This window comes from Streptomyces sp. NPDC058239 (assembly GCF_042882185.1).
Lineage (GTDB): Bacteria > Actinomycetota > Actinomycetes > Streptomycetales > Streptomycetaceae > Streptomyces.
In genome coordinates, this window is the sequence record NZ_JBHVWS010000015.1 from 50,497 (window position 1) to 77,172 (window position 26,676).

Below are 26,676 nucleotides of genomic sequence, written 5' to 3' on the forward strand. Positions count from 1 at the left end.
GCGGTGTCCCGGCACCGACACGGCGTAGCGGCTGCCGGGGGCTTTGTCGGACCTGCTGGAGCGTGGGGGCCGCGATGCGGTCACTACCCGGGCGGTCGCCGACGCCGCTGGCCTGCAGCCGCCGGCCCTGTACCGGCTGTTCGGTGACAAGGAGGGGCTGCTGGACGCGGTGGCCGAGTACGGCTTCACCCGGTTCCTGGCCGCCAAGCAGCAGATCGATCCCGCCCCGCAGGACCCGGTCATGGAACTGCGCGACGGCTGGGACATCGTGGTCGAGTTCGGGCTGGCCAACCCCGCGCTGTACACGCTGATGTACGGCGAACCCACTCGGTCCACCGCCGTCTTCCGGATCGGCCTCGAATTCCTCATGGAGCGAATCCGCCGCATCGCTGCTGCGGGCCTCTTGCGTGTGGAAGAGGGCCTCGCGGCCCAGATCGTCCACGTCCCGGCGGCGCCGTCCTGACCTGGCTGTCCGTGCCCGAGCCCGAGGGTGCGGACGTCCATCTGTCGACCGATTGATGAGCAAGATCGATCAGCGGAGATTCGCAGCCGGATCAGGCCCATCAATCAGTGTCAAAACGTTGGCGTGCACAAGGACGGCGCCGCCGATCTCCTCGCCCCTGTTCCAGCTGGCTTTACAGAGCAGTAGTCAACGTGTGGTCGTGCTGTTCGTGACCGACGGGGCGCGGTGTCGTTGCCTGGTTGATCTGATCTCTGATTGACCCGGAGCGTGCTTCATGTCTTTTACCGCAGCTAGCCGACTTGCCGCAGTGTCCTCCGCTGCGATCGCCGCCGTTTCGGTGTGCCTGGGCGCGGCCTCGGCTGCCGAGGCCGCCGAGCCCGCGCAGGTGCAGGCGGTGGAGCAGAGCGCCGCCCCGGTCGGCGACGACCCCGGGGCCTCCGTTCACTTCGTCCCGCTGGGCAGTCTGCTGTTCTCCGACCGGGCCGTAAAGACCAGCGTGAGCCCGGTGCGATGGGATCGCTGACCGAACGCCTCCACCGCGCCCGGACCGCCGGCATTCGGGCCTACCAGGCGCGCCTGCACCCCGACACACCCAATCCCGCCGGAATTACGTCGACAGCCTCCGGGGAAACAGTCGCAGAGGCGGGTGACGGCGTGAACGGGTTCGATGTCCTCGCCGCGATGATCGGCCTACCGGTGAGCACATGGCGGTACCGGTGGGAGGACGACAAGGTGCGCCACCTGGGGCCGATGGCACAGGACTGGCGGGCCCACTTCGGACTGGGAGCCGACGACAGGACGATCTGCTGCACCGATGCCAACGGCGTCGCGATCGTGGCGATTCAGGCACTTCACCGGCAACTCACCGACCTTCAGGCTGAGGTCAGGGAACTCCGGGCACAGAAGGCCGAACCGGCAGGACACGCGCCTGGTGCGGAGACCCAGCGGGTCTGACCATCTCAACCGCCGCGCCTTGCTGTGGCTGGGTGCAGCGGCTGCAGGCCGCTCGTCCAGGGCCAGCAGCCGGGTGTGGGGGACGGCGGCGTGGGCCAGGCGCAGATGGCCGGGCCAGCCGGGCCGGGAGGTATGGGGCACGGCCATCTCGGCGACAGCAGGGCCGCGTCCACGGCCCGGGTGCTCTCCTCGCGCAGCACGGCCGCCACCACCGACCAGGTGGCCACATCCAGGGCGATGGTCAGTTCCGGGCGCACCGCGCGGCCGTCCTCGCCGACGGCCATCACGTCCAGGCGGGTGGTGTCGACCTGTAGCGGTCGACCCGTGGCGTGAGCACCCGCCCCGTCTCGAACCGCTCTTCGGGCAGCGGCAGCAGCAGCGGGCGCTCGTCCTCGAAGTACTCATCGATGGTCCGGGCCCGCGCGCCGATCCGGCGCCGGCCGTCTGCGCCGAGTCCGGCGGGGTGACCTTCGTGGACTGGGCCCACGCCACTACCGGACCCGCCTGCATCGACGCCGTCTCCCTCGCCCCCAGCTCGTCCTCGCCGGACACCCCCCGCAGGACATCGCCCGCCTGCTGGACGAACACCCCGCCACCGCGACAGACCCCCTGGCCTCCACCGCGTTCCTCGCCGCACTCACCGGCCACTGGCACCGCAACGCCCGCCAGCCCGCACCCCCCGGCGCCCCCGGCCTCCGCGCCTACCAACACCGCGCCGCCACCGCAGGAATCGCACTTCTCGCGCTTCGCGTGAGCTGAACTGCCTGCGCTTCGGGGCCGTCCGGCCTGCTACGGAGGTGCTCGCGCTGATCGATACCAGGCGGCCTGGCCGACAGTGCTCAGTCGTCGATGCTCGGGTTGCTGGCCCGCGCGATGCCGTCCAGCTCGATGTCCATGGCTTCGCGCTCGGTGGTCCACTGGTCGATGAAGTCCCGCACTTCCTGCACCTTGGCGGGGTCGTCGGCCTCTTCAGGATCCATGAGGACGAATCCGGAGTGGCCGTCGGATCCGGGCACCTCAACGACCCGCTGGTCCATCTTGCCGGTGAGCAGGATCGTCAGCACGGTCGCGGACTCGCGATTCATCTCAGGCGTGAATGAGGAGTCGTCATCGGAGCTGATGGTGCCCTCGTGGCCTTGAGCCAGCAGATGGAACGCTTCGTGCAGAGCCTGGGCCAAAGCCCCGTACTGGTCCGGGTCCATCCGAGCTTGGAGCGTTTCCATGTAGAGAGCCACTTTGACCGCATGGTCATTTTCCTCGGGGGCGGCGTCTTCGTCGTTCATTCACACAGCCTGGTCCGGGACACCGCCCCCGTCCAGGCCCGCACACAACTTCGATCTACGGTGCGAACACGGTGACCCTCATCAAGACTGGTCAGGTGTGGTGGCGGGTGTGCGGGTCGCACCGGGGCGGGGCGTGACGGGGTGTTCGCCTGGCGAGAGAATGCCGCTATGAACACAGACGCCGGAACCTGGCCGGTCTGCCGTGGGGCGCAGCATCTCACCAAGTCCGATGTCGACGGCCTTTTGGCCTGGGTGTCCCCGCACCTTGCATCAGCCGAGCACCGAGAGATGCTGAGCCACGTCACAGCCACGCTATGCAAGGTGATGGACCGACGTGACAGCGAGACCAGCACCACCGGGCAGGCCCTCGCCGCAGTGGCTGCCGAGTGGAGCCTGCTCCGCAGAATCGCGTACGGGCACGTGATCTGGGCAGGCCCGTTCGTCTACAACGGCCCACATACCCGACGGAGGGCCTGAGCCCAGGAAAGATGGCCCGTACCGGACAACAGGCCGCACCCGGGAAGCTGCCCCGGCCCCGGGAGAGGCGGCGCGGGCTCGGGCCCGGATACCAGGGCATCAGTACCGAGCCCTGAACCGCTCGCACCGGCACCCTACGGTGCGCTGAGTTCGTCGACGATGGCCCGCAGGACGCCGTCCCCGGCCTGCGCGGTCGTGGTGTTCACGGGGACTACCACGCCGACCACCAGATGCTGCGGGGTACCGGATCCGGTCAGGAGGGCAGGGGCGGGCTCCGTGGTGACGATCCGCAGCATGTCGTGATCGGGCGAGCCTTCGAGACGGTAGCCATCGGGGAGGCGGGACAGCCAGCGGGCTCTTCCCCGCGTTGTGCCTGGTGACACTCCCGAGCGTGCAAGGGGCCCACGAGCAGAATGCAACTACCTCTCCAGCTCGGGTACCGCGACCCTACCCAGCCGTCCAGCGCACGCAGACAGTCGGTCGCTACCGGTCAAGGTGGGCGGGACTCACCCACCGGCCTGGATCAGTCAGACGGCAGCCTGTCTTCCACGGTGGCGCGTCGCTTCGACAGCACGGTGAAGGTCCTTTCGTCGACGAGGCACGTGCAGCGGCTTCATGGCGAAGGCGCCGGCATGCCTTGCGCCTCAGCGGCTCCGTGACAGAAGGGCTCCACGCAGCTGTCGGCAGGCATTCGCCCACGGCAGACACGAAAGAACTCCAAAGGACTGGAAACCTCCGCCGGGAGCATGTCAACGTACAACGTCCCGGAAAACAACAGGTCAGAACTGCCGCCCACACCGGGCGTCTTCTGACGTCGCCCCTACCTAGGAGGTCGCCTGCCGGATTCCGCTATTCGCTCCGCCCGCTTCACTTCCCCTGTCCTGTGCGGGCTCGGCGCACTGAGCGCTTGGTCCGGCCAGACGGCCGGTGACTACGGCGCCGTGTCCACTGGGCTGTGCGTTTGCGTCTGCGCGGCCGGCCTGTTCGGCGAGGATCTACTGCAACGCAGCTATCGCCGCGACCGGGCCGTCCTCGCACACGTTGCAGCGCACCCCGGTTCTGCAACTCGACACGTGGCCCGTGCCATTAGGGCTCCTGAGTGTGTCGTAGCGCGAAATCTTGACCGACTCACTGATGACGGTCTGCTGGTAATCGTCACGGACGGCGCGACCCCCGCCCTGCGCTCATACCGGCTGGCTTCCTAGCCGAAGCCAGCGTGGGAGCAACCGGACTCTGGCGATGTGGCACGCAACATAGACCACGATCGCCGGTTAGCCAAACCGGCGATCGTCGCGACCATTGAGGAGTTCGCAGGGGCTGCGCTTGGCGGTGGAGCTGTGCGGACGCGGTGAACTTCCTTGCCAACGCTCAACTGAGTTAGCTCTGTTGTGCCGCCCAGTGTCTGGCGACTCGTTCAAATCTTCAGGGGAAACATGGCTCGCCCTCCCGCACTCAAACTCGCCGAGGTCCTGGCGGAAATCCGAATGAGCCCGTCAGCGTTCTACCGCTTGCGCGCTCGCGGTCATGCGCCCCGAATGATCAAACTTCCGAATGGTGAACTCCGCTGCCGCCGCGTCGATCTAGACGCGTGGTGGGAAGCGTGTGAGAGGGATACGCCTGAATGGCAATGAGCTACAGAGTTCGATTTTGGGACACCCGGGAGCGGCCCGACCGTCGCAAGGGGTTCGAGGTTCGATGGACCGTCAATGGGCGGGAGAAATCCGAGTCCTTTCTCACGAAGGGCCTTGCGGAGAGCCGACGTTCCAAGCTCGTGACTGCCGCGCGCGACGGCGAGCCGTTCGATACAAGGACGGGCCTGCCGGCCTCCGAGCTCCGGGCCCTGAAACAGCGCACCACCTGGTATGTCCTGGCGAGGGAGTACATCGAGCAGCGTTGGGACCGTACGCCGGGAAATACACGTCGGACGCTTGCCGACGCTCTCGCGACCATCACTCCAGCCTTTGTTGAGCCAGAGCACATGTCCCGGGCACCTCGTGAACTGCGGAGGGCACTGTATTCATGGGCTTTCAACAAAAAAGCCTGGAAGGGGGATCCGCCCGAGGAGTGGCAGGCAGCACTGGATTGGCTGGAGCGCCATTCGTTGCCCGTGAGCGAGTTGGCGGAGCCCGATGTGCTGCGCCGGGGACTCGACGCTCTGTGCCGCAAGGTCGATGGGGCAGCCGCTGCAGCGAAGACCGTGAAGCGCAAGAGAGCTGCCGTCAACGAGGTGTTCGGGGTCGCAGTGGAACGTGGGTACTTCACCCAGAACCCGCTGACCGGCCTGCGGTGGTCTGCGCCGGAAGTTGCCGACGAAGTCGATCCGGACTGCGTGCCCAATCCGGCGCAGGTGGGCCGCCTGCTTGCTGCGGTCAGGGCTCTGCCCGGTCGAGGCCCGCACCTGTACGCCTTTTTCGGCTGCATGTACTACGCCGCGATGCGTCCTGCTGAGGTTATTCACTTGCAGAAGCCCCAGTGCCGACTGCCAACGACTGGATGGGGGCTCCTCAACCTGAAGGGCGGGGTCGTCACGGCGGGGAAGGAGTGGACGAACGACGGTGCCGTTCACGAGGTCCACTCACTGAAGCGACGCGCGGCCAAGGCGACGAGGCCCGTGCCTATCCCGCCTGTGCTGGTGCGCATGCTGCGCGAGCACATAGAGAGTTTCGGTGTCGCACCCGATGGACGTCTGTTCCGCAATGGTGCGGGAAACTACGTCGATACTTCCGCGTACAACATCACATGGGGGCGTGCGCGCGAGGCCGCACTGACTCTCGACGAACACGCCCTTGAGCTGGCGAAACGCCCCTACGACCTGCGCCACGCAGGGATCTCATTCTGGCTTGCCTCCGGTGTCGACCCGGCAGAGTGTGCGCGCCGCGCCGGACAGAGCATCCAGGTCCTCTTCCGCTACTACGCCAAGTTTCTGGCCGAGGCGCGGAACCATGCCAACAGCCTGATCGAGGGGTCGATGCGAAGGTGGGAGGGGCAGGACCGCAGTGCAGAGGACACATGAGCCGGGCCTTGGCCCGGAAATGCCCCGGAACAGCTGGTCAGAGGTGGGATAGCAGTGGGAGATATCGGGAGTTTCTCCGTACTTCACCCCGTGGCTTAGATGCGCTCCATGGAGGGCGCCTGACAGGTGAAACACCTGTTCAGGCGCCCTTTTTTGACGTCTAGAAGAAGCCCAACTTCTTCGGCGAGTACGACACCAGAAGATTCTTCGTCTGCTGGTAGTGCTCCAGCATCATCTTGTGGTTCTCGCGGCCGATCCCCGATTGCTTGTAGCCGCCGAAGGCGGCATGGGCCGGGTACGCGTGGTAGCAGTTCGTCCAGACCCTGCCTGCCTGGATGGCACGGCCCGCCCGGTACGCGGTGTTGATGTCGCGGGTCCATACGCCCGCCCCGAGGCCGTACAGCGTGTCGTTCGCCGTTCCGATCGCGTTGTCGAAGTCCGAGAAGGACGTGACCGCCACGACCGGGCCGAAGATCTCCTCCTGGAAGACCCGCATCCGGTTGTCGCCCTCGAAGATGGTCGGCTGGACGTAGTAGCCACCCGCCAGCTCCCCGTCGTACTCGATCCTCTGACCGCCCGTGAGGACCTTCGCGCCCTCCTGCTGGCCGATGTCCAGGTACGAAAGGATCTTCTGCAACTGGTCGTTGGAGGCCTGGGCGCCGATCATCGTGTCCGTGTCCAGCGGGTGTCCGGGCACGATCTTTTCGGTGCGGGCGATGCCCGCCTCCAGGAATTCGCTGTAGTGCCCGCGCTGGATCAGTGCGCGCGACGGACAGGTGCAGACCTCGCCCTGGTTGAGGGCGAACATGGTGAAGCCCTCGAGGGCCTTGTCGCGGAAGTCGTCGTCCGCGTTCCACACGTCGTCGAAGAAGATGTTCGGCGACTTGCCGCCCAGTTCGAGCGTCACCGGCTTGATGTTCTCGGAGGCGTACTGCATGATCAGCCGCCCCGTGGTGGTCTCACCGGTGAAGGCGATCTTCGCGACACGGGGGCTGGAGGCGAGGGGTTTGCCGGCCTCCGCGCCGAAGCCGTTGACGATGTTGACGACGCCGGGCGGAAGGAGGTCGGCCACCAGCTTCAGCCATACGTGGATGGAGGCCGGGGTCTGTTCGGCAGGTTTGAGGACCACCGCGTTGCCCGCCGCGAGCGCCGGGGCCAGTTTCCAGGTCGCCATCAGGATGGGGAAGTTCCACGGAATGATCTGCGCGACGACGCCCAGCGGCTCGTGGAAGTGGTACGCGATCGTGTCGTCGTCAATCTCGCTGAGCGATCCCTCCTGGGCGCGCAGCGCACCGGCGAAGTAGCGGAAGTGGTCGATGGCCAGGGGGATGTCTGCGGCCAGGGTCTCGCGTACCGGCTTGCCGTTGTCCCAGCTTTCGGCGACCGCCAGTTCCTGCAGGTGCGCCTCCATCCGGTCGGCGATCCTGTTGAGGACCGAGGCGCGGTCGGCTGCCGCGGTGGCTCCCCATGCGGGGGCCGCGGCGTGTGCCGCGTCCAGGGCCCGTTCGACGTCCTCGGCACTGCCGCGGGCGATCTCGGTGAAGGGGCGGCCGTTGACGGGGCTGGGGTTCTCGAAGTACTGGCCACGGGCGGGCGGGACGTATGCGCCGCCGATCCAGTGGTCGTAGCGGGACTCGTACGAGACGATGGCGCCCTCGGTGCCCGGCGCAGCGTAACGGGTCATCTCTGTGGCCTCCCGGATCCGGTGCCGCCCGCCGTTGGACGGCCCTTGGCGTGAGGGTAGGCAGCGCGACGTTGCAACCCCGTTGCGTGGGCGGCGGGGGAGCGGCTACCGCTGCTCGGTGTCCAGTGCCCGGGCCCTGGCGAGGAGCGCGGGCCGCTGTCCCGCGGGCACGGCCGCGGCGAACGCCTGCCAGACCGGGAGATCGTCCTCGCCCCAGGGGCTGTACGCCCAGTCGGCCAGCAGCCCCGGGTCACCGCGAGCGATGAGCGCTGCCCGCAGCTGCTCGTCGAGCCGGCGCCGCAGACGGATGACAGACGGTGCCTGCGAGCCCGGCAGCAGCGGACCCGCGTAGGCGCTGAGTGCCGCCGCCACCGCCCCGGATGCCAGTCTGCGCGCCACTGTGTCGAAATCGGCGTCGACCGGCGCGGAAAGACGGTAGGGGCGGGAGAGGAGGAGTTCGGGGCCGAGCAGTCGCCGCAGTCGTGAGAGTTCGGCCCGCAGCGTCACCGGGGTCACCGACTCGTCCTCGTACAGCTCGACGAGGAGTTCGTCGCCGCCGAGGCCCTCGGGGTGGCGGGCCAGCGTCACCAGGATCTCGCTGTGCCGCCTGCTGAGCGGGATCTTGCGGCCTCCCGCGACGAGCAGGGCCTCGTCCCGGCCGAGCGCACTGAGCTGTACGGTCTCCCCGGCCGGCGAGGGCGCGAGGAGTGCCAGCTGCGACTCGGCGGCGCGTGCCACCGCCTGTACGAACGCCAGGCTGTGCGGATGCGCGAGCCGGTCCCCACCGGTGATGTCCACGGCGCCCAGGACCCGTCCCGTGTGCGGGTCGTGGAGCGGCGCCGCCGCGCACGTCCATTGCTGGACCGGCCGCAGGAAGTGCTCGGCGGCGAAGACCTGCACCGGTCGGTCGACGGCGATGGCGGTACCCGGCGCGTTCGTCCCGGCCACGGACTCGGCCCAGCGGGCGCCCTCGACGAAGTTCATCCGGCCCGCGGCCCGTCGGGTCAACGCGTGTCCTTCGACCCACAGCAGTCTGCCGTGTGCGTCGCACACCGCGAGAAGGTGTTCGCCGTCCGTCGCGTACGCGCTCATCAGCTCACGGATCAGCGGCATGGCGGGGGCCAGAGGATGCCCGTCCCGGTACGGCCCGAGGTCGTCCGCGCCCAGCTCGACCAGGGCCGTACCGTCCGGGCTGACCCGGGCCCGGGCCGAGCGCCGCCACGACTCGCCGACCACCGGACGCACCGGCCGCTCCAGCCGTCCGGCCGTGGTGAACACCTCGTGTGCGTGCCGCAGTTGGCCGAGCCGTTCACCGGGGTCCGTATCGGCTGCCAGGGCCACCCAGGGATCCGTCAACTCACCCTCCCGTTCAGGGGCGTCGTGCACACCCCATCGTGGCCGCAGTCGACGTCTGCGACAACCACGGTGCGGAGAGCAATCGGACGCGGCGGCGAAGGTGCGTCAGCCGGTTCCGTAGAGGTTGACGAGACGGATGTAGCGCACCCAGTCCCAGTTCGGGCCGGGATCGGTATGGTCGGTGCCCGGGACCTGGGCATGGCCGAGGATGTGCGCACGGTCCTTGGGGATGCCGTAACGGTCGCAGACCGAGGCGGTCAGCAGCGCCGACTTCTCGTACATGGCGTTGGTGAAGTACGAGGGCTGGTCCACCCAGCCCTCGTGCTCGATGCCGATGCTGCGCGTGTTGTAGTCCCAGTTGCCCGCATGCCAGGCGATGTTCTGTTCCCGGACGCACTGGGCGACATAGCCGTCCGCCGAGCGCACCACATAGTGCGCGGAGACCTGTTTCGCCGGATTCTGGAAGATGCCGATCGTGTTCGGAAACGTCTCCTGGGTGACATGGATGATCACGTACTGGATGGGATACGCCGAAGGGCGGGTCGACGCCGTGAAGTTGGACGTGGACGCGGGTGTCCAGTGGGCGAGCGGATAGTCGGTGTCGCCTGCCGCCGTGGAAGCCGCGGCACGGGCGGAGGCCGGGATCAGCGCGGCGGCCGCCGTCGCGGCGGCGCCCTGAAGGATCCTTCTGCGATGCATGAACACTCCTGTGGGGGAAGTGGATCAGGGGCTGGACAGCAGTGCCGCAGTCTCCCGCAGATGACGGTGGAGTCCGTGATGGGGATCGCCTGTGGGCAGCCACTTTTTGCGGATCTTCGCCACACAGGTGTAGTTGGTGTCGCACACATTGGCCAACGGCGCCTCACCTGCCTGGCTGACCAGCTGATAGGCATCGAGTTCGGACAGGCCGTAGTCGCGCGCCAGCCACTGCACCAGGTCCAACTGCGAGATACGGAAGGCATCTTCGAGCGGACGGGCGGAGCCGGTCGACATCAGATGAGTGTCGGACTCGATCCGCGGCCACGGTGTCGTGACACCTTTCAGCAGCTCGACCAGCACCACCGTGTTCATCGCGCATTCCACGGCGACCCCGCAGGTCTCGCCCTCGCCCTGACGGGCATGACCGTCCCCGAGGCTCAGCAGCGCACCCTCGACATTGACGCCCAGATAGCAGGTGACGCCCGCCCTCATCTCGGGTGTGTCCATGTTCCCGCCGTGCGCGTCGGGAACCAGCGCGGAGCGTACCTCCAGATTGGCCGGCGCCACCCCGACCGTGCCGTGCATCGGATCCATCGGCAGCTCCACCTGGATGTCACTGTCCCGGGCGCTGAACAGACAGGTGCGGCGAGCCCGGTCGAGCTGCCACATCCACACCACCTCGGGCAGCGGAGCCTGCAGTGACGCCGTGGTGTGCGTGGAGGTGAGCGCCCCGAAGAGGGGCACGGTAGTCGAGGCGGCCCAGTCCCTGGCCGGTTCGACGGACACGAAATGCACCGCGACCGTGTCGCCGGGCTCCGCACCCACCACATGGAAGGGGCCGGTCTGCGGGTTGAGGAAGGGGAATTCACAGACCTCGGAGACCAGGTCCTTCTCGGAGCGCACCCGGCCGGCGAAGCAGTCCTCCGTGTACACATCGAGGAACGTTCCCGGCTCGATACGGGCGACCGGCGCCGCTCCGCCGAAGGTCCAGGCGTATTCGCCCTCCTTGGGGCGGACGGTCAGGATTCGGGGGTCGTTCATCGCTGCACTGCTCCTGTCTCGGGTTCCCCGGCCGGCTCCGGGTCGTTGTCAAGATGGATCCGTCCGGTCTGTGCCACCCGCTCCGGATGTCTGCGCAGCAGCACCGCCAGCACAACGATCCCGATCAGCATCCAGACACCGACGACCGGACCGGCGTACGAGACGGGCGCACTCAGCTCGGAGACGAAGTCGAAGGCCGGAATCCCGGCGGCCGTCAGCAGCGCGGGGACGAACGCCGCGATGCCCAGTACCGGGAAGAGCAGATGGAGCACGGGGCTGAACGCGTCGCGCCGCCGGCGCAGGAAGTACCCGGCGCAAGCCAGATTCACGACGATGTACACACCGATGATCACCGTCACGATCACGGTTGCCAGCAGCACGAACGCGGTCACCGGGTCGTAGGCGAAACCCAGTCCGAGCGCCGCGCCGACCGCGATCACGAACTGCACGCCCACTCCGGTGACAGGGGAGCGGCGGCGCGGATGAAGCCGCGCGAAGGCCTGCGGGAACACCCCGATGCGGCCGAGGGCGAACGCCGTCCGGGTCGACACATTGGCGCACGCATTGGCGTTGGCCACGGTCGAGTTGACCACCGCGAGGAAGAGCAGCACCCAGAACAGCCCGAATGAGGCGCGGGCCACGCCCTCCCACGACGCCGCGCCCGAAGCGCCGAATCCGGCGAACCTGTCGGGCCCGAAGTATACGGACATTGCATAGGTGGTGAGGACGTACACCAGGCCGATGGAGAGCGCCGCGCCGAGCACCGCACGCCGCATCGTGCGCCGCGGGTTCTTCGTCTCCTCGGCGAGTGGCGCCGCGGCCTCGAAGCCGGCGAAGGCCAGCACGGTGTAGACCGATCCGGCGAAAATACCGCTGATGCCGTCGAAGCCGTCCGCGGTGTGCGAAGTGCCGAACACCGACAGGGTGTTGTCCGAGCCTGCCTGCCCGATGAGCAGTACGGCGAAGGCGACGAAGACGAGCACCTCGAAAATGCCGAGCACGGTTCCGAACCGTGCGGAGGCCCGTACTCCGAAATACCCGGCGAGCGCGATGATCACCGCACCCAGCAGCGACCACGGCCACCACAGGTCCGCCGGGTAGGACGACCACTCCTGGTGCAGGGTGCCCGCTGTGGTGAAGCCGAGCTGAAGAAGCAACAGCGCCGGCACCAGCGCCTCGACGAAGACATAGCCCCAGCCGACGAGAAAACCGATGGCCGGATGCAGCCCCTGGGCGGAGTAGGTGGCTACCGAACCGGCGGCAGGCAGATGGCGCGCCAGTTCCGCGACGCACGACGCGGTGAACAGGCAGGCGACCAGTGCCACCACCACGGACAGCGGCAGACTGCCGCCCGCGAACGCGGCTCCGGCCGGAATGGACGCGGCGATGGCGGCGGCAGGCGCCATCGCCGTGATGCTCTGGAAAAGGACTTCGCGCAGCCCGATGGCATCGCGCAACAGTCCGCTGCTCGAATCCCCCGACACCCCGTGGCTCCCTTTGTCCGATGACCGGAAGGTGTTCTCCGATGTACGGTCGAGCGTCTCGCGCGCCCTACCGTACGGGCGCCGCGCAAGTGGCGGAAGACGGCAGGAGCCCGAATTCGGGTGCGTGGGCGGGGGGAAGCCGCCGGATCATGGACGCGGACGACCCCGGCACATGGCCAGGGCTGCCGTGAGAAACGGATGCGGGGACGGCGAACGGGGAACGCGGGCTCCGCGACCGGGAGAGCCTGGGTCGTGTCGCACACGCCGCCGTCTCCCTCAATGCACGGTCACATCGAGTTGGACGCAAGGGCGGAATGTGACGACGGGCGGGGCCGGACGTCGTGCCCGGCCCCGCCCGTTCGCCGCTGAGCGGCCCCGATGATGACCTCAGCGACCTCAGCCGTCCGACACGCTCGAGCCTCCCAGCGCCGCCGCCGGATCGTCATCCGCCGGACCTGCCGGAATCCAGCGCCCGCTCTCCTTGCGGTACGGCCACCAGCGCCCGTCCTGCCCGTACCGCAGCTGTACACCGTCTTCGACAGCTGTCCAGCGATTGCCGGCCGATCGCAGCCGGGGCTGCTCGCCCTCCTCCCACGCTTCGGCGAGCCGGGCCCGGGCCCTGGCCAGAGACTCCGGATCCGGCGTCCATTCCTCATCCAGCACGGTGAGCGCAGCCGCCCCGCCGTACCGCCAGGCACGCACCGCCGCATCGAGTTCGGCTCGCGGCCGCCCCGATGCGGCTGCCAGCCGTGTCGCGATCCAGGGCTCGGGCCGGGTGTTCGCGACCAGCCGCACGGCATCCTGCTGCGGCGTCAAACCGGTCGGCAGCGGTTGCTGTTCATGGCCGGGGGAGAGAGCGTCCGCCAGCATCCGGTGGGCACGTGCCGCACTGTCCGTCGCCAGCAACTCCAGTACCGCCGGATCGATGCCGGGTTCCGGTTGGGTCTGCGTGTCCAGCGACGGCGCAGAGCCGGGCTCCGCGGGCAGCGGCGGGGGAGCGGGCAGCGGAGGCAGGATGTCCCGCGCGGCGAACGCCTCGTCCGCCCGTACGCCGCGGTCCTTCGCCTCGGTGCCGGCGGCACCGGACCCGTCGGAGAGGGCGGCAGGGCCGAACGGCCCGTGCCCCTGAGCGCGGGCCGCGATGCGCTCCTGGAGTTCGTCCAGGAGCCGCCGCTCGCCGCGCCCCCGCATGAGCAGCAGGACGAACGGATCCTGGTCCAGCAGCCGCGCCACCTGGTAGCACAGGGCGGTGGTGTGCGGGCAGTGGTCCCACGCCTCGCAGGTGCACTCCGGGTCCAGATCGCCGATCCCCGGCAGCAGTTCCACACCTGCCGCCGCAGCATCCTCCACCAGGTGCGGCGGCATCTCGCGGTCGAGAAGTGCCGCAATGTGCCCCGCTCTGTCGACGGCCATGTCCAGGAACCGCTCCCACTCCGCCTCGCTCAGCTCCTGGAGGAGCACATCACTGCGGTACGCGGACGAGTCCCGGCCCCGGACGACCGCGGTGATCCGGCCGGGCCTTACGGAAACCGCACCGACCCGGCCCTCGCGGGCGAACCTCCGCCCCCTCTTGAGCTGTTCGCCGTCCAAAGCGGTGTCCTCCAGGGCCTTCAGCCATGCCCCGCCCCACCAGGACTCCGCGAAGCCGCGTCCGCGCGCGGGTGGCAGCGCGGCGAAGGTACGTTCCTGTACCGGCGGCTGGGCATCGCTCCCGTCGCCTTCGTATTCTTCACGGTCGTATATACCGCTGTCGTATTCGTCGGTCATCGCGTGCCCCCTCGCAGCTCCACCAGATCGGCCAGTTCCGCATCCGTCAGTTCGGTCAGCGCCGCCTCGCCCGAGCCGAGCACCGCGTCCGCCAGCCCCTGCTTGCGGGCCAGCATGTCGGCGATCCGGTCCTCGATGGTGCCCTCGGCGATCAGCCGGTGCACCTGTACCGGCTGGGTCTGCCCGATCCGGTACGCGCGGTCGGTGGCCTGCGCCTCCACCGCCGGGTTCCACCACCGGTCGAAGTGCACGACATGGCCCGCCCTGGTGAGATTGAGTCCGGTGCCGGCCGCCTTCAGCGACAGCAGGAAGACCGGGGCCTCGCCCGCCTGAAAGCGGTTCACCATCGCCTCCCGCTCCGCGACCGGTGTACCACCGTGCAGGAACTGCGTGCGCACCCCGCGCGCCGCCAGGTGCTGTTCGAGCAGCCGGGCCATCTGCACGTACTGGGTGAACACGAGCACACTCGCGTCCTCCGTCAGGATCGTGTCGAGCAACTCGTCCAGCAGCTCCACCTTTCCCGAACGGTCCTCGATCCGGGGCTCCTTCTCCTTGAGGTACTGCGCCGGATGGTTGCAGATCTGCTTCAGGGCCGTCAGCAGCTTCACGACCAGGCCCCGCCGGGCGAAGCCGTCGGCGCCGGAGATCGCGGCCAGTGTCTCCCGCACCACCGCTTCGTACAGCCCCGTCTGTTCCGCCGTCAGGGACACCGTGCGGTCGGTCTCGGTCTTCGGCGGCAGTTCGGGGGCGATGCCCGGATCCGATTTGCGACGTCGCAGCAGGAACGGCCGCACCAGCGCGGCGAGCCGCTCGGCCGCCGCCGGGTCGCCGCCCTCCGCGGTGCGCGCATAGCGGGTACGGAAGGTGCCGAGCCGGCCCAGCAGGCCGGGCGTCGTCCAGTCGAGGATCGCCCACAGCTCGGACAGGTTGTTCTCCACGGGGGTACCGGTCAGCGCTACGCGTGCCTGTGCGCCGATTGTCCGCAGCTGCTTGGCCGTTGCCGAGTACGGGTTCTTGACGTGCTGCGCCTCGTCGGCGACCACCATGCCCCACCGGATCTCCGCGAGCTTCGCCGTGTCCAGCCGCATCGTGCCGTACGTGGTGAGGACGAACTCGCCGTCCACCAGGTCGGCCAGGCTGCGCGATCCGCCGTGGAAGCGGCGTACCGGCGTACCGGGCGCGAACTTCTCGATCTCCCGCTGCCAGTTCCCCATGAGCGAGGTCGGGCAGACCACGAGCGTCGGCCCCGCGGCCGATTCGATGGTCTGACGGTGCAGATGCAGAGCGATGAGTGTGATGGTCTTGCCGAGCCCCATGTCGTCGGCGAGACATCCACCGAGGCCGAGCGAAGTCATGGTGTGCAGCCAGTTCAGCCCACGCAGCTGGTAGTCGCGCAGTGTGGCGGTGAGCGCCGGGGGCTGACCGACCGCCTGCTGCCCACCCTGCTGCCCGCCGGACGCCGGGTCGGCCAACCGGCGGCGCAGCTGCTCCAGCCAGCCGGTGGCCCGGACGCCGACCCGACGGCCGTCGACCTCGGTGGAACCGGTCAGTACGGCTCCGAGCGCATCGATCGGAGTGACCTTGCGGTCCTGAGTCTCGCGGGCGCGCTGTGCCTCCTCGGGGTCGATCAGCACCCACTGGTCGCGCAGCCGCACCACCGGCCTGTTGGCCTCGGCCAGGCGGTCCAGCTCGGCGCGGCTGAGCTTCTGGTCGCCCAGCGCGAACCACCAGTTGAACGTCAGCAGCGCATCGGCCGACAGGAGGGGCGGAGTGTCCGAGCCGGTGCGGACGAACCCCTGGTGTTCCTGACTGTCCTCGTCGTCGGGCGGGCCGATCACCGCACGTGCGGTGAGCTTGCGGGCCAGTTCCTTGGGCCAGTGGACCTGGACCCCGGCCGCGGCGAGTGCCCGTCCTGCGGGGCCGAGGAGTTCGCCCAGCTCTTCGTCGGCCGGTTCGATGGAGCCGGGCACCGCGGCCGACAACAGCGGAGTCAGCGGTGGCCAGGCACGGGCGGCCCGGCGCAGGGCCAGAAGGGCATCCATCCGGGCTCGGGGGCCGAAGGCGGCAGCGGTCGGCGCGGACCCCGCCCAGACCTCGGCGGCATCGGCCACCAGCGCCGGATCGCTGACGCTGTGGATCTGCAGAACAGCACGGAAGGACGGCCCGGCGGCCGGTTCGTCGTCCTCGCCCGGGGCTGTCAGTCCGGACACCTCCACCCGCAGCGAGAGCCGGACGCCCGCATCGTGCCCGGCCGCGACATCGGTGGCCCAGGCCCGTTGACCGGGCAGATGCTGAGGCGCGTCGACGGCGAACGCCGGGCCGCCGGTGGCGAAGGCCGCGGCGGGGGTGCGCGGCAGTCCGTCCGCCACCGCGTCGAGGAACGCGCGCAGCAGCAGCTCGGGATCGGGCAGCAGCACGGGCTGCGCGGTTCCGTCGAGCGGTACCGCGTGGGCCAGGGGCGGCATCGAGGCCGCGAGTGTACGGATCCGCGACTGATCGTCGGCGGTCAGCGGCCCGGCCCGCCAGGCATCGTGGTCCGTCGGACTCAGCCCTGGCAACAGCAAGCCACGGGCGGCGAGTTGCAGAGCGAGGAGCGCAGCGGCACCCCAGAACGCGGCGGCGCCGGAGGCATGCGCCGAGGCCCGCGCCCGTGTCAGTACGGGCAGCGCGTCCCGGACCGGAAGCAGCAGCGCCGGCACGGCGTACGTTCGAGCGTCGGCGCCGACGACGGTCAGCTCCTCGACGGAACCGGGACCATCGGGCGGACTGCTGCCGTCCGGACGCCAGAAGGCGATACGGCCGGTACGGGAGGGATCCGCGGGCAGGAAGACCACGGAGCAGCTGGAGAGTGCGGAGATCTCAAAGAGCGTTGCCGCAGGGAGCCTGTGCACAGCGATGCGAATTCCTCAAATTTGACTAGTGGGCTCGGGTCGCCGAGGGTACTCCACCGATGCACACCCCCGTGAGCGGAATCGCCGTGATCCAGCCCACTTTCGGATGGCTCGGCCGCCCCCGTCGGCTACCGGGCGCGACCGAGCGTCACGCCCAGGGGTGTAGCCAGCACCCCCCTGGGGGGAGGGGGCTTACCCCCGGAAATCCCGGGTGGTGGCGCCATGGCTGCCGCACCTCTCGTCACCGTACGTTTCTACAGGTCAACGCAGCTTTCCAGAGACCGGAGACCAAATGCCCCAGGCCGTAGCCACCGTCGTGGAGGGCACCCGTGACGGTGCTGGAACTGCTGTAAGTGTCGGCGGTGCCGGAATCGCCCAGAGCCAGGGAAGCGACTTCGCGCCCCTCCTGCGCGCGGTCAAGGGACAGGGACTCCTGGAGCGGCGCACCGGCTGGTACGCGATGGGCATCGCCACCAACCTGGTCGCACTGGGTGCCGTGCTCACCGGCATGTTCCTCCTCGGCAACACCTGGTGGACCCTGCTGCTCGCATTGCCGCTGGCGATCTTCTGGTCCCGCACCGCGTTCGTCGGACACGACGCCGGACACGCCCAGATAACCGGCGACCGCAGGGCGAGCCGGGCCATCGGCCTGGTGCACGCCAACCTGCTGCTCGGCATGAACGAGGCGTGGTGGAACGACAAGCACGTACGCCACCACGCCAACCCCAATCACATCGACAAGGACCCGGACGTCGGCGTCGGCGCCCTGGTCTGGACCCAGAAGCAGGCCGCCCAGCGCGAAGGCTTCGCCCGCTGGCTCACCCGAAACCAGGCCCGGCTGTTCTTCCCGATGCTGCTCCTCGAAGGCATCGCGCTCAAGATCTCCGGCTTCCAGTACCTGCGGCAGCAGCCCGCCCGGGAACGCACCCTCTCCGCACTCCTCCTGGTCGCTCACCTCGGTCTCTACGCAACACTGCTGCTCACCGTCATGTCCCCGGGGAAGGCCGTAGTCTTCGCGCTGTTGCACCATGCGCTGTTCGGACTCCACCTGGGCATGGCCTTCGCACCGAACCACAAGGGCATGGAGATGCCCGATCCCGACGGCGACCGTTGGGGCCACCTCCAGCGTCAGGTACTCACCTCGCGCAACGTACGCGGCAGTGCCCTCACCGACTGGTTCCTCGGCGGGCTCAACTACCAGATCGAGCACCACCTCTTCCCGAGCATGCCCCGACCGCATCTGCGCCTGGCACAGCCCATGGTGCGCGCCCACTGCGAGGCGCTCGGCATGCCGTACACGGAGACCGGGCTGATCGAGTCCTACCGGCAGGCACTCCAGCACATGCACGAGGTCGGCGAACCCCTCAGGTGAGGACTTCGGCCGGCTGGAACCGATGGACGGGCACAGGCGTTCTCACAGCAGGAGCGGCCTCGGGCCGCGAAGGAGGCGTGGACGATGTCGAACAGCGCAAAGATCGCCATCGGGGGAGTCGTTGCGGCAGTCATCCTGATGCCGTTCATCGGATTCTGGCTGTCGCTGCTGGTCCTGATCGGAGTTCCGGCGGTCGCTTATCTGCTGCTGGATCCCGGTCAGCGACGCAGGCTCCGCAGGATCACCCGCAAGGAAATAGGCCGCTGACCACATGCTGAAACAGGGGGGCTCCGCAGTGAGCGGGACAGTGACCGTGGTGAGCAGTAACGAGGAGTATTCCTTCACCAAGCCGAACCGCAAGAGTGTCACCCTGCTGGCCGGGCTCGGCGTGGAGGGAGATGTGCACGCGGGAGCCACGGTCAAGCACCGGTCCCGCGTCGCACAGGATCCCACCCAACCGAATCTGCGCCAGGTTCACCTCATCCACGAGGAACTGTTCGGCGAATTGCGGGCAGCCGGGTTCGAGGTCGCCCCGGGCGATCTCGGGGAGAACGTCACCACCAGCGGTGTCGATCTCCTCGCCCTGCCCGTGGGCACTCTGCTGCACCTCGGCGACGAGGCGGTTGTCGAGGTCACCGGCCTGCGCAACCCATGCCTGCAGATCGACAACTTCCAGGACGGGCTCCTCAAGCGGGTCGTCGGCCGGGACGAGGCGGGCCGGATCGTGCGCAAGGCGGGGATCATGGGCATCGTCACGGTCGGCGGAGTCGTCCGGCCGGGCGACCCGATCGAGGTCGAGCTGCCCGTCGGGCCGCATCGGGCGTTGGAGCGCGTGTAGTCCGGAACACGTCCGAGACGTGGACCGCGCCTTCGGCCGGGTGGTCGGTGGTCCGGTCGAGTGTCGGTCTGCTGCCGAGTACCGGCAGCCGCGCTCAGATCGGCCGTACTGCGAGCGCGTCCAGTGCCTTCAACAGGCCGGGCAGTTGCGTTCCGCGCCCGACCGGCAGCACCTCGCCCGGTTCCTCGTCCAGCAGGATGAAGGCGATGTCATCGGTCCTGGCGACCAGTGACCAGCCGGGGCCGTCGGCGCGCAGCATTCGCGCGTCGCCCGTGGCGAAGGAGGACCGGACGCGGCCGGGCGGCGGTGGGGTGTCCACATAGGAACGCGCTTCCGCGAGCGCCCGCCGCACACCGGGGTGCAGTCCGGAAGGCGTGTCCTTCGCGGGGCTCTCGGCGGTGGCGTCGGACCCGTCGCTCCCGGCCTCGTTCTCGACCTCGGCTTCTGCCTCGCCCGCACCTCCAGCCGCAGAGTCGGCCTCGACGTCCACCTCAGCTTTGGGCTCAACCTCGGCTGCAGCGTTGAACTCGTCGTCCTGGTCCTTGCCCTTACGCCCGGCATCGGCACCGTCCGTCCCGGCGCCGGCGCCGTCCTCGCCCCCGACACCGTCCGCCCCGCCCGGAGCGATGAAGGCCGTCTCGTCGTCGGTCTGCTCGCGCCAGGCCGCCCACTGGTGCGCTATCTCGTCCGCACCCATGCGCCGCTGGGCCGGGCCCCACGACTCCGTGTCGGGCGGGGCCAGCGGCGCCGGATCGGTGCCCTCGGCCTCCGGGTCCGGCAGCGGATCGTGCGGGGCGGCCACTCCCGGAGCGGCGACCCCCACCGCGAGGGGCCAGCCGGGCAGCGCGCAGACCACCGAGCGGTCGTCGGGCGAGAGGTCGTACTCCATTCCGCAGTCCCAGGCCGCGATCGCGACAGCGACGAGCGACACGTCCTCGACAACGACGGTCCAGCGCGCACCACTGCTGTCCTGGCCGAGGACCAGCCCGTATCCCTCGTCGTACGGTTCGAGGGCGAGCGCCGCACACGCGGCGGGGTAGTCGTCACCGAGCACGCTCGGGAACTGCGCAGGTGTCACCAGCACCGCGGTGAGCACATACAGCGCGTCGTCGTCGGCGACTGTGTCGCTCGTCCCGGCCACGGCACCCTCCTCGTCCGTCATGGTTGTCCGTCGGCGCACCTTAACGAGTCGGTAACCCGATCGTCGAGGCCCTGACAAGGGAAGATGTGGTGCCGGACAAGGGGGGAAGACGTGGGGCCCCCGCGGTGCGGTGGACGGCGGGCCTCAGCCGGCGGGCAGGCCGAGCAGCGTACGGGCCACTGTCTGCGGCGACTCGTCGCGCTCGCGGGCCAGTGCGATGACGGCCCGGCAGGCCAGCTCGCTGACACCGAAGGAGAGCGCCTCGGGCGACACCCAACTGCTCGCCTCGTCGATCCGCGCCTGATCGTCCTCCACGGATGCCGAGACATAGGTGGCTGCTGCCTCGAACAGATTGTGCTGCTTGTGCCGGTCTTCACCGGGAGGTGCTGCTGACCGCGCGCCCTTCCGGTCGGAGGAGACTGCTCTCCGCAGGCTGCCGATTATGTCGATCACGGAGACCGCCCTTCCGAGGAACTGCGAGCGCATGACTTGCTCGTACACACTGACGGTCTTCCCCGTCGACGTAGAGTTGGACCTCCGACCGAGGAAAGGGGGTAGCGCGGTGAAGCGGTACGACCGGCTGAAGGAGATTCAGCGTCTCGATCCGGAACGGGACTTCCTCCGGATCTACCGGATCACGGCAACCTACGAGTTTCCCTGGGACATCACCCGCGCTCTCGAACTGGCCCTGTATCGCACCTATGCAGTCCCCAGCATCGGCCGACTCCTGGCAGAGACGGCCGAACTGACGGACCGCCCGCAGAAGCGTTACGACGACACCGCGCTGCTCCTCGACACGGTCGTGGAGCACGGCTTCGAGAGCGACCCGGGGCGCACGGCCATCCGCCGGCTCAATCAGATGCACCGCAGCTACGACATCAGCAACGACGAGATGCGCTATGTGCTGTGCACCTTCGTCGTCATCCCGAAGCGGTGGCTGGACAGCTACGGCTGGCGCCGGCTGTCCGACCACGAACTCCGGGCGTGCGCCGCCTATTACCGGACCCTGGGTTCCCATATGGGCATCAAGGACCTGCCGGAGACGTACGAGGACTTCGAGCGCACCCTCGACGCCTACGAGGCCGAGCACTTCGGCTGGGACGAAGGGGGACGCCGCGTCTCCGACGCCACGCTGGACCTGATGGGCTCCTGGTATCCGCGCCCCTTCGCTCCCGTCGCGTGGAAGGCCGTCCTCGCGCTGCTCGATGATTCGCTGCTGCGGGCATTCCGCTACGAACGCCCGGGTTCCGCGGCCCGAAACCTCACCCGTGGCGCTCTGCGCCTGAGGGCACGGGCCGTGCGACTGCTGCCGCCCCGTACCACCCCGCACTTCGCCCGGCAGAACCCGGAGATCAAGGGCTACCCGGACGGCTACGAGGTTGACAGGCTCGGTACGTTCCCCACCCCGGGCATCCGCGGCTGTCCGGTCCCGCACGGGCGACGCCCCGGCGCTCCGGCCGAGTGAGCAGGAGCGGGGGAGCGCTCGCAGGTCAGAGCGTCCTTACGGCAAGGGCGAGGAACCGGTCGTCCTCATCCGTGTACGACTCGAGCCGCCAGCCCGAACGCGCCAGCAGCGGGCGGAGGTTGTGCTCGGCACGCAGGTCGGCGTCCGTGATCCGGCGGCCGTGGCGCGCGGCCAGGGCGGCCCGACCGATGGGGTGGAAGAGGGCCAGTTGCCCGCCCGGCCGCACCACCCGCGCCAACTCAGCCAGGTCCGGTCCGGGATGCGAGAGATGGGAGATCAGCCCAGCCGCGAACACCGCGTCGAGCGACTGCGGCCTCAGGGGCAGGCGGGCGACATCGGCGAGGAGCAGCGCTCCGCTCCGGTCGCGTCCCGCCCGTACCGCCGACTCCAGCATCGCCGCCGTGAGGTCAACGCCCAGGACCCTGCCCCGCGGTCCCACGGCCGCACGCAGGGCGGGCAGCGCCCGTCCCGTACCGCAGCCGGCGTCCAGTACCGCGTCACCGGGGCCCAGTGCGAGGGAGTCGACGGCGGCGGCGTAGGCGGGCCCGTCGTCGGGAAACCGGCTGTCCCAGTCCGCGGCGCGGGCCGTGAAGAAGTCCTGGACGTGTGTGTGGTCATCGGCCATACAGACATGATCGCTTAGTTGCCACCGGAGCGAAACAGAGCGAAACATCGGGAAATGGGGTGCATGTTCGAGCACTGCGTGATCGTTCGGGAACATCTCTCTGTCATATTTCAGCAGCTTTCGAAATGCGCCCAGGGCGCGCGCCCCCAACGCGACTAGCGTCCCCGATCCATGGGACACCTGGACCACGCCACCTTCGGCTGGCTGACACCTGCGCTGTCGTACGCGATGGCATGCATCGGCGCGGCACTCGGACTGAGCTGCACCGTGCGGGCACTCGACACAACCGGCCGTTCGCGCCGCAACTGGCTGATCACGGCCGCATCCGCCATCGGCTCGGGCATCTGGACGATGCACTTCATCGCGATGCTCGGCTTCGGCGTGACCGGTACCGATATCCGCTACAGCGTGCCGCTCACCCTGCTCAGCCTGCTCGGCGCCATGGCGGTGGTCGGCGGCGGCGTCTTTGCCGTCGGCTACAGCCGCGACCGGACCAGGGCGCTGCTGCTCGGCGGGTTCGCCACCGGACTCGGCGTCGCCAGCATGCACTACCTCGGTATGGCGGCACTCCGTCTGCACGGCACGATCCACTACGACCCGCTGAGGGTCGCACTCTCCATTGCCATCGCTGTGCTGGCCGCCACGGCGGCGCTGTGGGCGGCCCTCAACATCAAGTCACCCCGAGCCGTCGCGCTGGCCTCCCTCGTCATGGGGGCGGCGGTCAGCAGCATGCACTACACCGGAATGCTGGCGGTCTCCGTGCACGTCGCGCCCTCCGGAAAGGAACTTCCCGGGGCCACGACCATGCAGTTCATCTTTCCCCTGGCCGTCGGCCTGGGCTCGTACCTCTTCCTTACCTCGGCTTTCGTGGCGCTCTCCCCGACGGCCAGGGAACGCGCCGCCTACGTCTTCGCCGAACGCACCGCAGGACCCGCAGAAACGGACTCGTCCGCAGCCGCACAACACGGATTCACCGAGCGCGGGCCCGTCTACCGGTCACGACGTGGCGACGTGAGCGACCACGACGTATCGCCCGCCACCACGTCCTGACGCCCCTGCACCCGGCCGACCTGCACCTGCGACACACCCAGGCTCCACACCCGGAACGAGGAGGCCATGCGCCCACCCCGCACGACCCCGGAAACCGGCGCGACGGCGACCGCCCGGCCCACCGCCCCACCGACGCGCGGACGCCGTGCGCACGCGGGCCCGCCGGCCGACGAGCGCGCCGAGCACGACCCGAGGCCGCCGCTGACACACGACACATCCGCGCTGCGCGGACGGTGGACGCTGCGCCCCAGGACCGTACGCGCGAAGATCATCTCGCTGCTGATGGTGCCGGTCGTCTCGCTGCTCGCCCTGTGGGGTTTCGCCACGGTCACCACCGCCCAGGACGTGGCGCGGCTGCGCCAGTTGCAGCAGGTCGACGACGAGGTCCGGGCTCCCATATCCACCGCTGTCGCGGCACTCCAGAGCGAGCGCCGGGCGGCCATGCTCCAGTCCGTGGCCCCCAGCAGCGCCCAGGCAGCCGAACTGGAGCGCCGGACCGAGCGCACCGACACCGCGCTCGCCGCCCTGCGTCTCGACAGCGGCCACACCATCGCCGACACCGGCAACCTCCCGCCCACCGTCGCCGACCGGCTCGACCGCTTCCTGGGCCTCACCCAACGACTGCGCGCCGACAGGAGCCATGCGGGCGACGAGAAAACCGTGTACGACCAGTACACCGCGGCCGTCTCCGCGGCCTTCGGCGTCTGCGGCGCCCTCACCGGAATCCAGGACGACGCACTCGGCTCCGACGCCCGCGTCCTGCTCGAACTCTCCCGCGCCGACGAGATGCTGGCCCGCGAGGACGCTCTGCTGGCCTCGGCCGCTCGCACCGGAACGCTCAAGGGCGGTCAACTGCGCCTGTTCACCGGAGCGGTGGAATCCCGAAGGAGCTTCACGGAGACCGCGGGTGCAGATCTGCCCGCCACCGAGCGGGCCGCCTGGCAGAGGTTCACCGCCGGGGACGCCTACCGCCAGATCCAGGCCGCCGAGGACAAGGTACTTGCCGCGCCCGCCGGTCGCGATGCCGCGCAGGCAGTGCCCTCCGCCGACTGGGAACGAGCAGCGGACCGTGCACGGAGCGAGCTGCGCACCATTGACACCACCGCCGGCCAACGCGCCGCCGACCGGGCGAATCCGCTCGCCCGAGGACTGTTCAGTCCGTCCGGAGCCGCAGTACTTTTCGGCTGCGTCGCCGTCGCCGCCTCACTGGTGATCTCCGTGCGTATCGGTCGCGGACTCGTCGTCGAACTCGTCAGTCTCCGCAACAGCGCCCTGGAGATCGCCCGCCGTGAACTGCCCCGTGCCATGCAACGGCTACGTGCGGGCGAGGAACTCGACATCGGGGCCGAGGCCCCGCAGGGCCCAGCCACCCACGACGAGATCGGCCAGGTCGGCGAGGCACTCGGCACAGTGCACCGGGCGGCCCTCAGCGCGGCCGTCGAACGGGCCGAACTCGCCGACGGCATCTCCGGAGTCTTCGTCAACCTCGCCCGGCGCAGCCAGGTGCTGGTCCACCGGCAGCTCAACCTCCTCGACAGCATGGAACGCCGCGCCGACGACCCCGACGAGCTGAGCGATCTCTTCCGGCTCGACCACCTCACCACCCGAATGCGACGGCACGCCGAGAGTCTGATCATCCTGTCCGGCGCGGCGCCGGGACGGGCCTGGCGGATGCCCGTACAGCTGACCGACGTCGTACGCGCCGCCGTCTCCGAGATCGAGGACTACGCCCGCGTGGAGGCGCGGCAACTGCCCGATGCCGCGGTGAAGGGCACAGCCGTCGCCGACCTCACCCACCTGCTGGCCGAACTCATCGAGAACGCCGCGCAGTTCTCACCGCCCCACACCAAAGTGCGCATCAGCGGCGAGCCCGTGGGCAACGGCTACGCCCTGGAGATCGAGGACCGCGGCCTGGGCATGGGCAACGAACTCCTCGGCGAGGCGAACCGGCGCATCGAACAGGCGGAAGCACTCGATCTCTTCGACAGCGACCGGCTCGGCCTCTTCGTCGTCAGCCGGCTTTCCGTACGCCACCACATCAGGGTTCAGCTGCGCACCTCCGCGTACGGCGGGACGACCGCGGTGGTTCTGCTGCCAACGGCTCTGCTGCAGACCGCACTTCCGGCGGCCGAGGCGCCGGCCGCGCCGGGGAGCACCTCGGTCGAGCGCCAGGACGACCCGGACCTTCCGCCCTTCGGACCCGGACCCGGCCCCCGTGCGGTACGACCGCGGACCACCGCCTTCCCGGCGCCGGTACCCGCGCTCGAGTCCCGCACGCAGCCCGCTGCCGCGGTCACCTCGCTGCGCGGGCGTCCGGGCGCAACGGACAAGCACAAGGCCGAGGCCCGCTCGGAAGAGCAGCCCGACGACGGCACCCTGCCGCGCCGTGTGCGGCAGGCCAGCCTCGTTCCGCAACTGCGCGAGGAGCCTCGCCCCGACGAACCGCCACACTGCGACCCGAACGACAAGGACCGCCCCCCGGAGCGCACCCCCGAGCAGGCCCGGGACCGCATGACCGCCTACCGCAACGGCTGGGTGCGCGGCGGCGGCACCGCCTCCGGCACATCCTCGCCCCGCCCGGGCACCACCTACCCCCGTCCACGCAGCGAAGGAGACCATGCATGATCGCGAACGAGAGGACCGGGGTGGGCCACACCTCGGGCGAACTCGACTGGCTGCTGGACGATCTGGTGACACGGGTCGGCGAGGTCCGCCACGCCGTCGTGCTCTCCGGCGACGGCCTCGCGGTGGGCGCCTCCAGCGCCCTGAGCCGCGAGGACGCCGAGCATCTGGCCGCCGTGGCCTCCGGATTCCACAGCCTGGCCAAGGGCGCGGGGCGCCATTTCCGGGCCGGGAACGTACGCCAGACCATGGTCGAGATGGATGAGGGTTTCTTGTTCGTCGCGGCAGCGGGCGAGGGATCCTGCCTCGCCGTACTCAGCACGGCCTTCGCCGACATCGGACTGGTCGCCTACGAGATGGCCCGGCTCGTCAAACGGGTGGGTGAGCATCTGCGTACCCCGCCGCGGTTCGCCGCACCCCCGTCGGCTGTCGGCTGAGAGGGCGGAGACGG

The 26,676-nt window shown here is 69.3% G+C and carries 27 protein-coding genes; 13 read left to right on the plus strand and 14 right to left on the minus strand.

Translation table 11 applies throughout. The features are described from left to right. Window positions 1-43: 43 nt before the first annotated feature. The 3 genes from ACFVYE_RS18420 (at window position 44) to ACFVYE_RS18430 (ending at window position 1,417) form a co-directional block, all read left to right on the plus strand. Window positions 44-463 carry a TetR/AcrR family transcriptional regulator gene (locus ACFVYE_RS18420; RefSeq protein ID WP_389606380.1) on the plus strand — a complete coding sequence of 140 codons (420 nt, stop codon included), beginning with the start codon at window positions 44-46 and terminating at the stop codon, window positions 461-463. 274 nt (window positions 464-737) lie between these two features. Further along, on the plus strand, window positions 738-986 hold the full coding sequence (locus tag ACFVYE_RS18425; RefSeq protein ID WP_389606382.1) for a hypothetical protein: 249 nt from the start codon (window positions 738-740) through the stop codon (window positions 984-986). A 131-nt stretch (window positions 987-1,117) separates the two neighbouring features. After that, entirely contained in the window at window positions 1,118-1,417 is a 300-nt protein-coding gene (locus ACFVYE_RS18430) for a hypothetical protein (RefSeq protein ID WP_389606384.1), read from the plus strand. Between the two features lie 5 nt (window positions 1,418-1,422). On the opposite strand, the gene ACFVYE_RS18435 is transcribed toward ACFVYE_RS18430, so the two are convergent. The 3 genes from ACFVYE_RS18435 to ACFVYE_RS18445 all read right to left on the minus strand — a co-directional run bounded on the left by ACFVYE_RS18435 (window position 1,423) and on the right by ACFVYE_RS18445 (window position 2,700). Continuing rightward, the gene (locus ACFVYE_RS18435; protein ID WP_198676994.1) at window positions 1,423-1,701 is read right to left on the minus strand and encodes a hypothetical protein; all 279 of its coding nucleotides are present in this window, start codon (window positions 1,699-1,701) and stop codon (window positions 1,423-1,425) included. Further along, entirely contained in the window at window positions 1,701-1,904 is a 204-nt protein-coding gene (locus ACFVYE_RS18440) for a hypothetical protein (protein ID WP_382229502.1), read from the minus strand. The genes ACFVYE_RS18435 and ACFVYE_RS18440 overlap by 1 nt, the downstream gene beginning before the upstream one ends. Window positions 1,905-2,256: 352 nt before the next feature. Continuing rightward, the gene (locus ACFVYE_RS18445; protein WP_389606386.1) at window positions 2,257-2,700 is read right to left on the minus strand and encodes a hypothetical protein; all 444 of its coding nucleotides are present in this window, start codon (window positions 2,698-2,700) and stop codon (window positions 2,257-2,259) included. A 168-nt stretch (window positions 2,701-2,868) separates the two neighbouring features. Here ACFVYE_RS18445 and ACFVYE_RS18450 point away from each other — a divergent pair, with 168 nt between their 5' ends. Next, window positions 2,869-3,177, plus strand: coding sequence for a hypothetical protein (locus tag ACFVYE_RS18450; RefSeq protein ID WP_114248552.1), 309 nt, complete (start codon window positions 2,869-2,871; stop codon window positions 3,175-3,177). 134 nt (window positions 3,178-3,311) lie between these two features. On the opposite strand, the gene ACFVYE_RS18455 is transcribed toward ACFVYE_RS18450, so the two are convergent. Continuing rightward, window positions 3,312-3,473, minus strand: coding sequence for a hypothetical protein (locus ACFVYE_RS18455; RefSeq protein WP_389606388.1), 162 nt, complete (start codon window positions 3,471-3,473; stop codon window positions 3,312-3,314). A 1,137-nt stretch (window positions 3,474-4,610) separates the two neighbouring features. Here ACFVYE_RS18455 and ACFVYE_RS18460 point away from each other — a divergent pair. Together ACFVYE_RS18460 and ACFVYE_RS18465 are read left to right on the plus strand one after the other, a co-directional pair. Then, on the plus strand, window positions 4,611-4,808 hold the full coding sequence (locus ACFVYE_RS18460; protein ID WP_327271084.1) for a helix-turn-helix domain-containing protein: 198 nt from the start codon (window positions 4,611-4,613) through the stop codon (window positions 4,806-4,808). Beyond that, window positions 4,799-6,190 (plus strand): tyrosine-type recombinase/integrase, encoded by a 1,392-nt coding sequence (locus ACFVYE_RS18465; protein WP_389606390.1) that lies wholly within the window; start codon window positions 4,799-4,801, stop codon window positions 6,188-6,190. The genes ACFVYE_RS18460 and ACFVYE_RS18465 overlap by 10 nt, the downstream gene beginning before the upstream one ends. Before the next feature lie 160 nt (window positions 6,191-6,350). Here the strand turns inward: ACFVYE_RS18465 and ACFVYE_RS18470 are convergent, their stop codons facing one another. The 7 genes from ACFVYE_RS18470 to ACFVYE_RS18500 form a co-directional block, all read right to left on the minus strand. Then, on the minus strand, window positions 6,351-7,874 hold the full coding sequence (locus ACFVYE_RS18470; RefSeq protein ID WP_389606392.1) for an aldehyde dehydrogenase family protein: 1,524 nt from the start codon (window positions 7,872-7,874) through the stop codon (window positions 6,351-6,353). A gap of 105 nt (window positions 7,875-7,979) precedes the next feature. Further along, a complete protein-coding gene (locus ACFVYE_RS18475; protein WP_383977703.1) occupies window positions 7,980-9,230 on the minus strand; it encodes a GAF domain-containing protein in 1,251 nt (416 codons plus the stop codon). A 105-nt stretch (window positions 9,231-9,335) separates the two neighbouring features. Further along, window positions 9,336-9,929, minus strand: a complete 594-nt coding sequence (locus ACFVYE_RS18480) for an N-acetylmuramoyl-L-alanine amidase (protein ID WP_383977706.1) — start codon at window positions 9,927-9,929, stop codon at window positions 9,336-9,338. Between the two features lie 24 nt (window positions 9,930-9,953). Then, entirely contained in the window at window positions 9,954-10,970 is a 1,017-nt protein-coding gene (locus ACFVYE_RS18485) for an acetamidase/formamidase family protein (protein ID WP_389606395.1), read from the minus strand. After that, window positions 10,967-12,454, minus strand: a complete 1,488-nt coding sequence (locus tag ACFVYE_RS18490; RefSeq protein ID WP_389606397.1) for an APC family permease — start codon at window positions 12,452-12,454, stop codon at window positions 10,967-10,969. The genes ACFVYE_RS18485 and ACFVYE_RS18490 overlap by 4 nt, the downstream gene beginning before the upstream one ends. Window positions 12,455-12,850: 396 nt before the next feature. Next, a complete protein-coding gene (locus ACFVYE_RS18495; RefSeq protein WP_389606399.1) occupies window positions 12,851-14,221 on the minus strand; it encodes an SWF or SNF family helicase in 1,371 nt (456 codons plus the stop codon). Beyond that, window positions 14,218-17,112, minus strand: a complete 2,895-nt coding sequence (locus ACFVYE_RS18500; protein ID WP_389606401.1) for a DEAD/DEAH box helicase — start codon at window positions 17,110-17,112, stop codon at window positions 14,218-14,220. Before ACFVYE_RS18500 ends, ACFVYE_RS18495 begins: the two co-directional genes overlap by 4 nt. A gap of 292 nt (window positions 17,113-17,404) precedes the next feature. On the opposite strand from ACFVYE_RS18500, the gene ACFVYE_RS18505 reads away from it, so the two are divergent. The 3 genes from ACFVYE_RS18505 to ACFVYE_RS18515 all read left to right on the plus strand — a co-directional run bounded on the left by ACFVYE_RS18505 (window position 17,405) and on the right by ACFVYE_RS18515 (window position 19,322). After that, window positions 17,405-18,484, plus strand: coding sequence for a fatty acid desaturase family protein (locus ACFVYE_RS18505; protein ID WP_389606403.1), 1,080 nt, complete (start codon window positions 17,405-17,407; stop codon window positions 18,482-18,484). Window positions 18,485-18,568: 84 nt separating this feature from the next. Then, window positions 18,569-18,751 (plus strand): hypothetical protein, encoded by a 183-nt coding sequence (locus ACFVYE_RS18510; RefSeq protein WP_383972319.1) that lies wholly within the window; start codon window positions 18,569-18,571, stop codon window positions 18,749-18,751. Window positions 18,752-18,791: 40 nt separating this feature from the next. Next, on the plus strand, window positions 18,792-19,322 hold the full coding sequence (locus tag ACFVYE_RS18515) for an MOSC domain-containing protein (protein ID WP_383972332.1): 531 nt from the start codon (window positions 18,792-18,794) through the stop codon (window positions 19,320-19,322). Window positions 19,323-19,416: 94 nt separating this feature from the next. Here ACFVYE_RS18515 and ACFVYE_RS18520 read toward each other — a convergent pair whose 3' ends face one another. After that, entirely contained in the window at window positions 19,417-20,484 is a 1,068-nt protein-coding gene (locus ACFVYE_RS18520; RefSeq protein ID WP_383972316.1) for a hypothetical protein, read from the minus strand. Window positions 20,485-20,607: 123 nt separating this feature from the next. Next, on the minus strand, window positions 20,608-20,916 hold the full coding sequence (locus ACFVYE_RS18525) for a hypothetical protein (protein ID WP_383972313.1): 309 nt from the start codon (window positions 20,914-20,916) through the stop codon (window positions 20,608-20,610). Window positions 20,917-21,025: 109 nt separating this feature from the next. Here ACFVYE_RS18525 and ACFVYE_RS18530 point away from each other — a divergent pair, with 109 nt between their 5' ends. Beyond that, window positions 21,026-21,928 (plus strand): oxygenase MpaB family protein, encoded by a 903-nt coding sequence (locus ACFVYE_RS18530; protein ID WP_383972311.1) that lies wholly within the window; start codon window positions 21,026-21,028, stop codon window positions 21,926-21,928. 25 nt (window positions 21,929-21,953) lie between these two features. Here ACFVYE_RS18530 and ACFVYE_RS18535 read toward each other — a convergent pair whose 3' ends face one another. Next, complete coding sequence (locus ACFVYE_RS18535) at window positions 21,954-22,553, minus strand: class I SAM-dependent methyltransferase (RefSeq protein ID WP_383972308.1); 600 nt, start codon at window positions 22,551-22,553, stop codon at window positions 21,954-21,956. A 171-nt stretch (window positions 22,554-22,724) separates the two neighbouring features. Between ACFVYE_RS18535 and ACFVYE_RS18540 the strand changes: the two genes are divergently transcribed. The 3 genes from ACFVYE_RS18540 (at window position 22,725) to ACFVYE_RS18550 (ending at window position 26,662) form a co-directional block, all read left to right on the plus strand. Continuing rightward, the gene (locus tag ACFVYE_RS18540; protein WP_383972306.1) at window positions 22,725-23,603 is read left to right on the plus strand and encodes an MHYT domain-containing protein; all 879 of its coding nucleotides are present in this window, start codon (window positions 22,725-22,727) and stop codon (window positions 23,601-23,603) included. Window positions 23,604-23,669: 66 nt separating this feature from the next. Then, the gene (locus ACFVYE_RS18545) at window positions 23,670-26,228 is read left to right on the plus strand and encodes a nitrate- and nitrite sensing domain-containing protein (protein ID WP_383972304.1); all 2,559 of its coding nucleotides are present in this window, start codon (window positions 23,670-23,672) and stop codon (window positions 26,226-26,228) included. Next, entirely contained in the window at window positions 26,225-26,662 is a 438-nt protein-coding gene (locus ACFVYE_RS18550; RefSeq protein WP_383972301.1) for a roadblock/LC7 domain-containing protein, read from the plus strand. Before ACFVYE_RS18545 ends, ACFVYE_RS18550 begins: the two co-directional genes overlap by 4 nt. Window positions 26,663-26,676 lie beyond the last annotated feature (14 nt).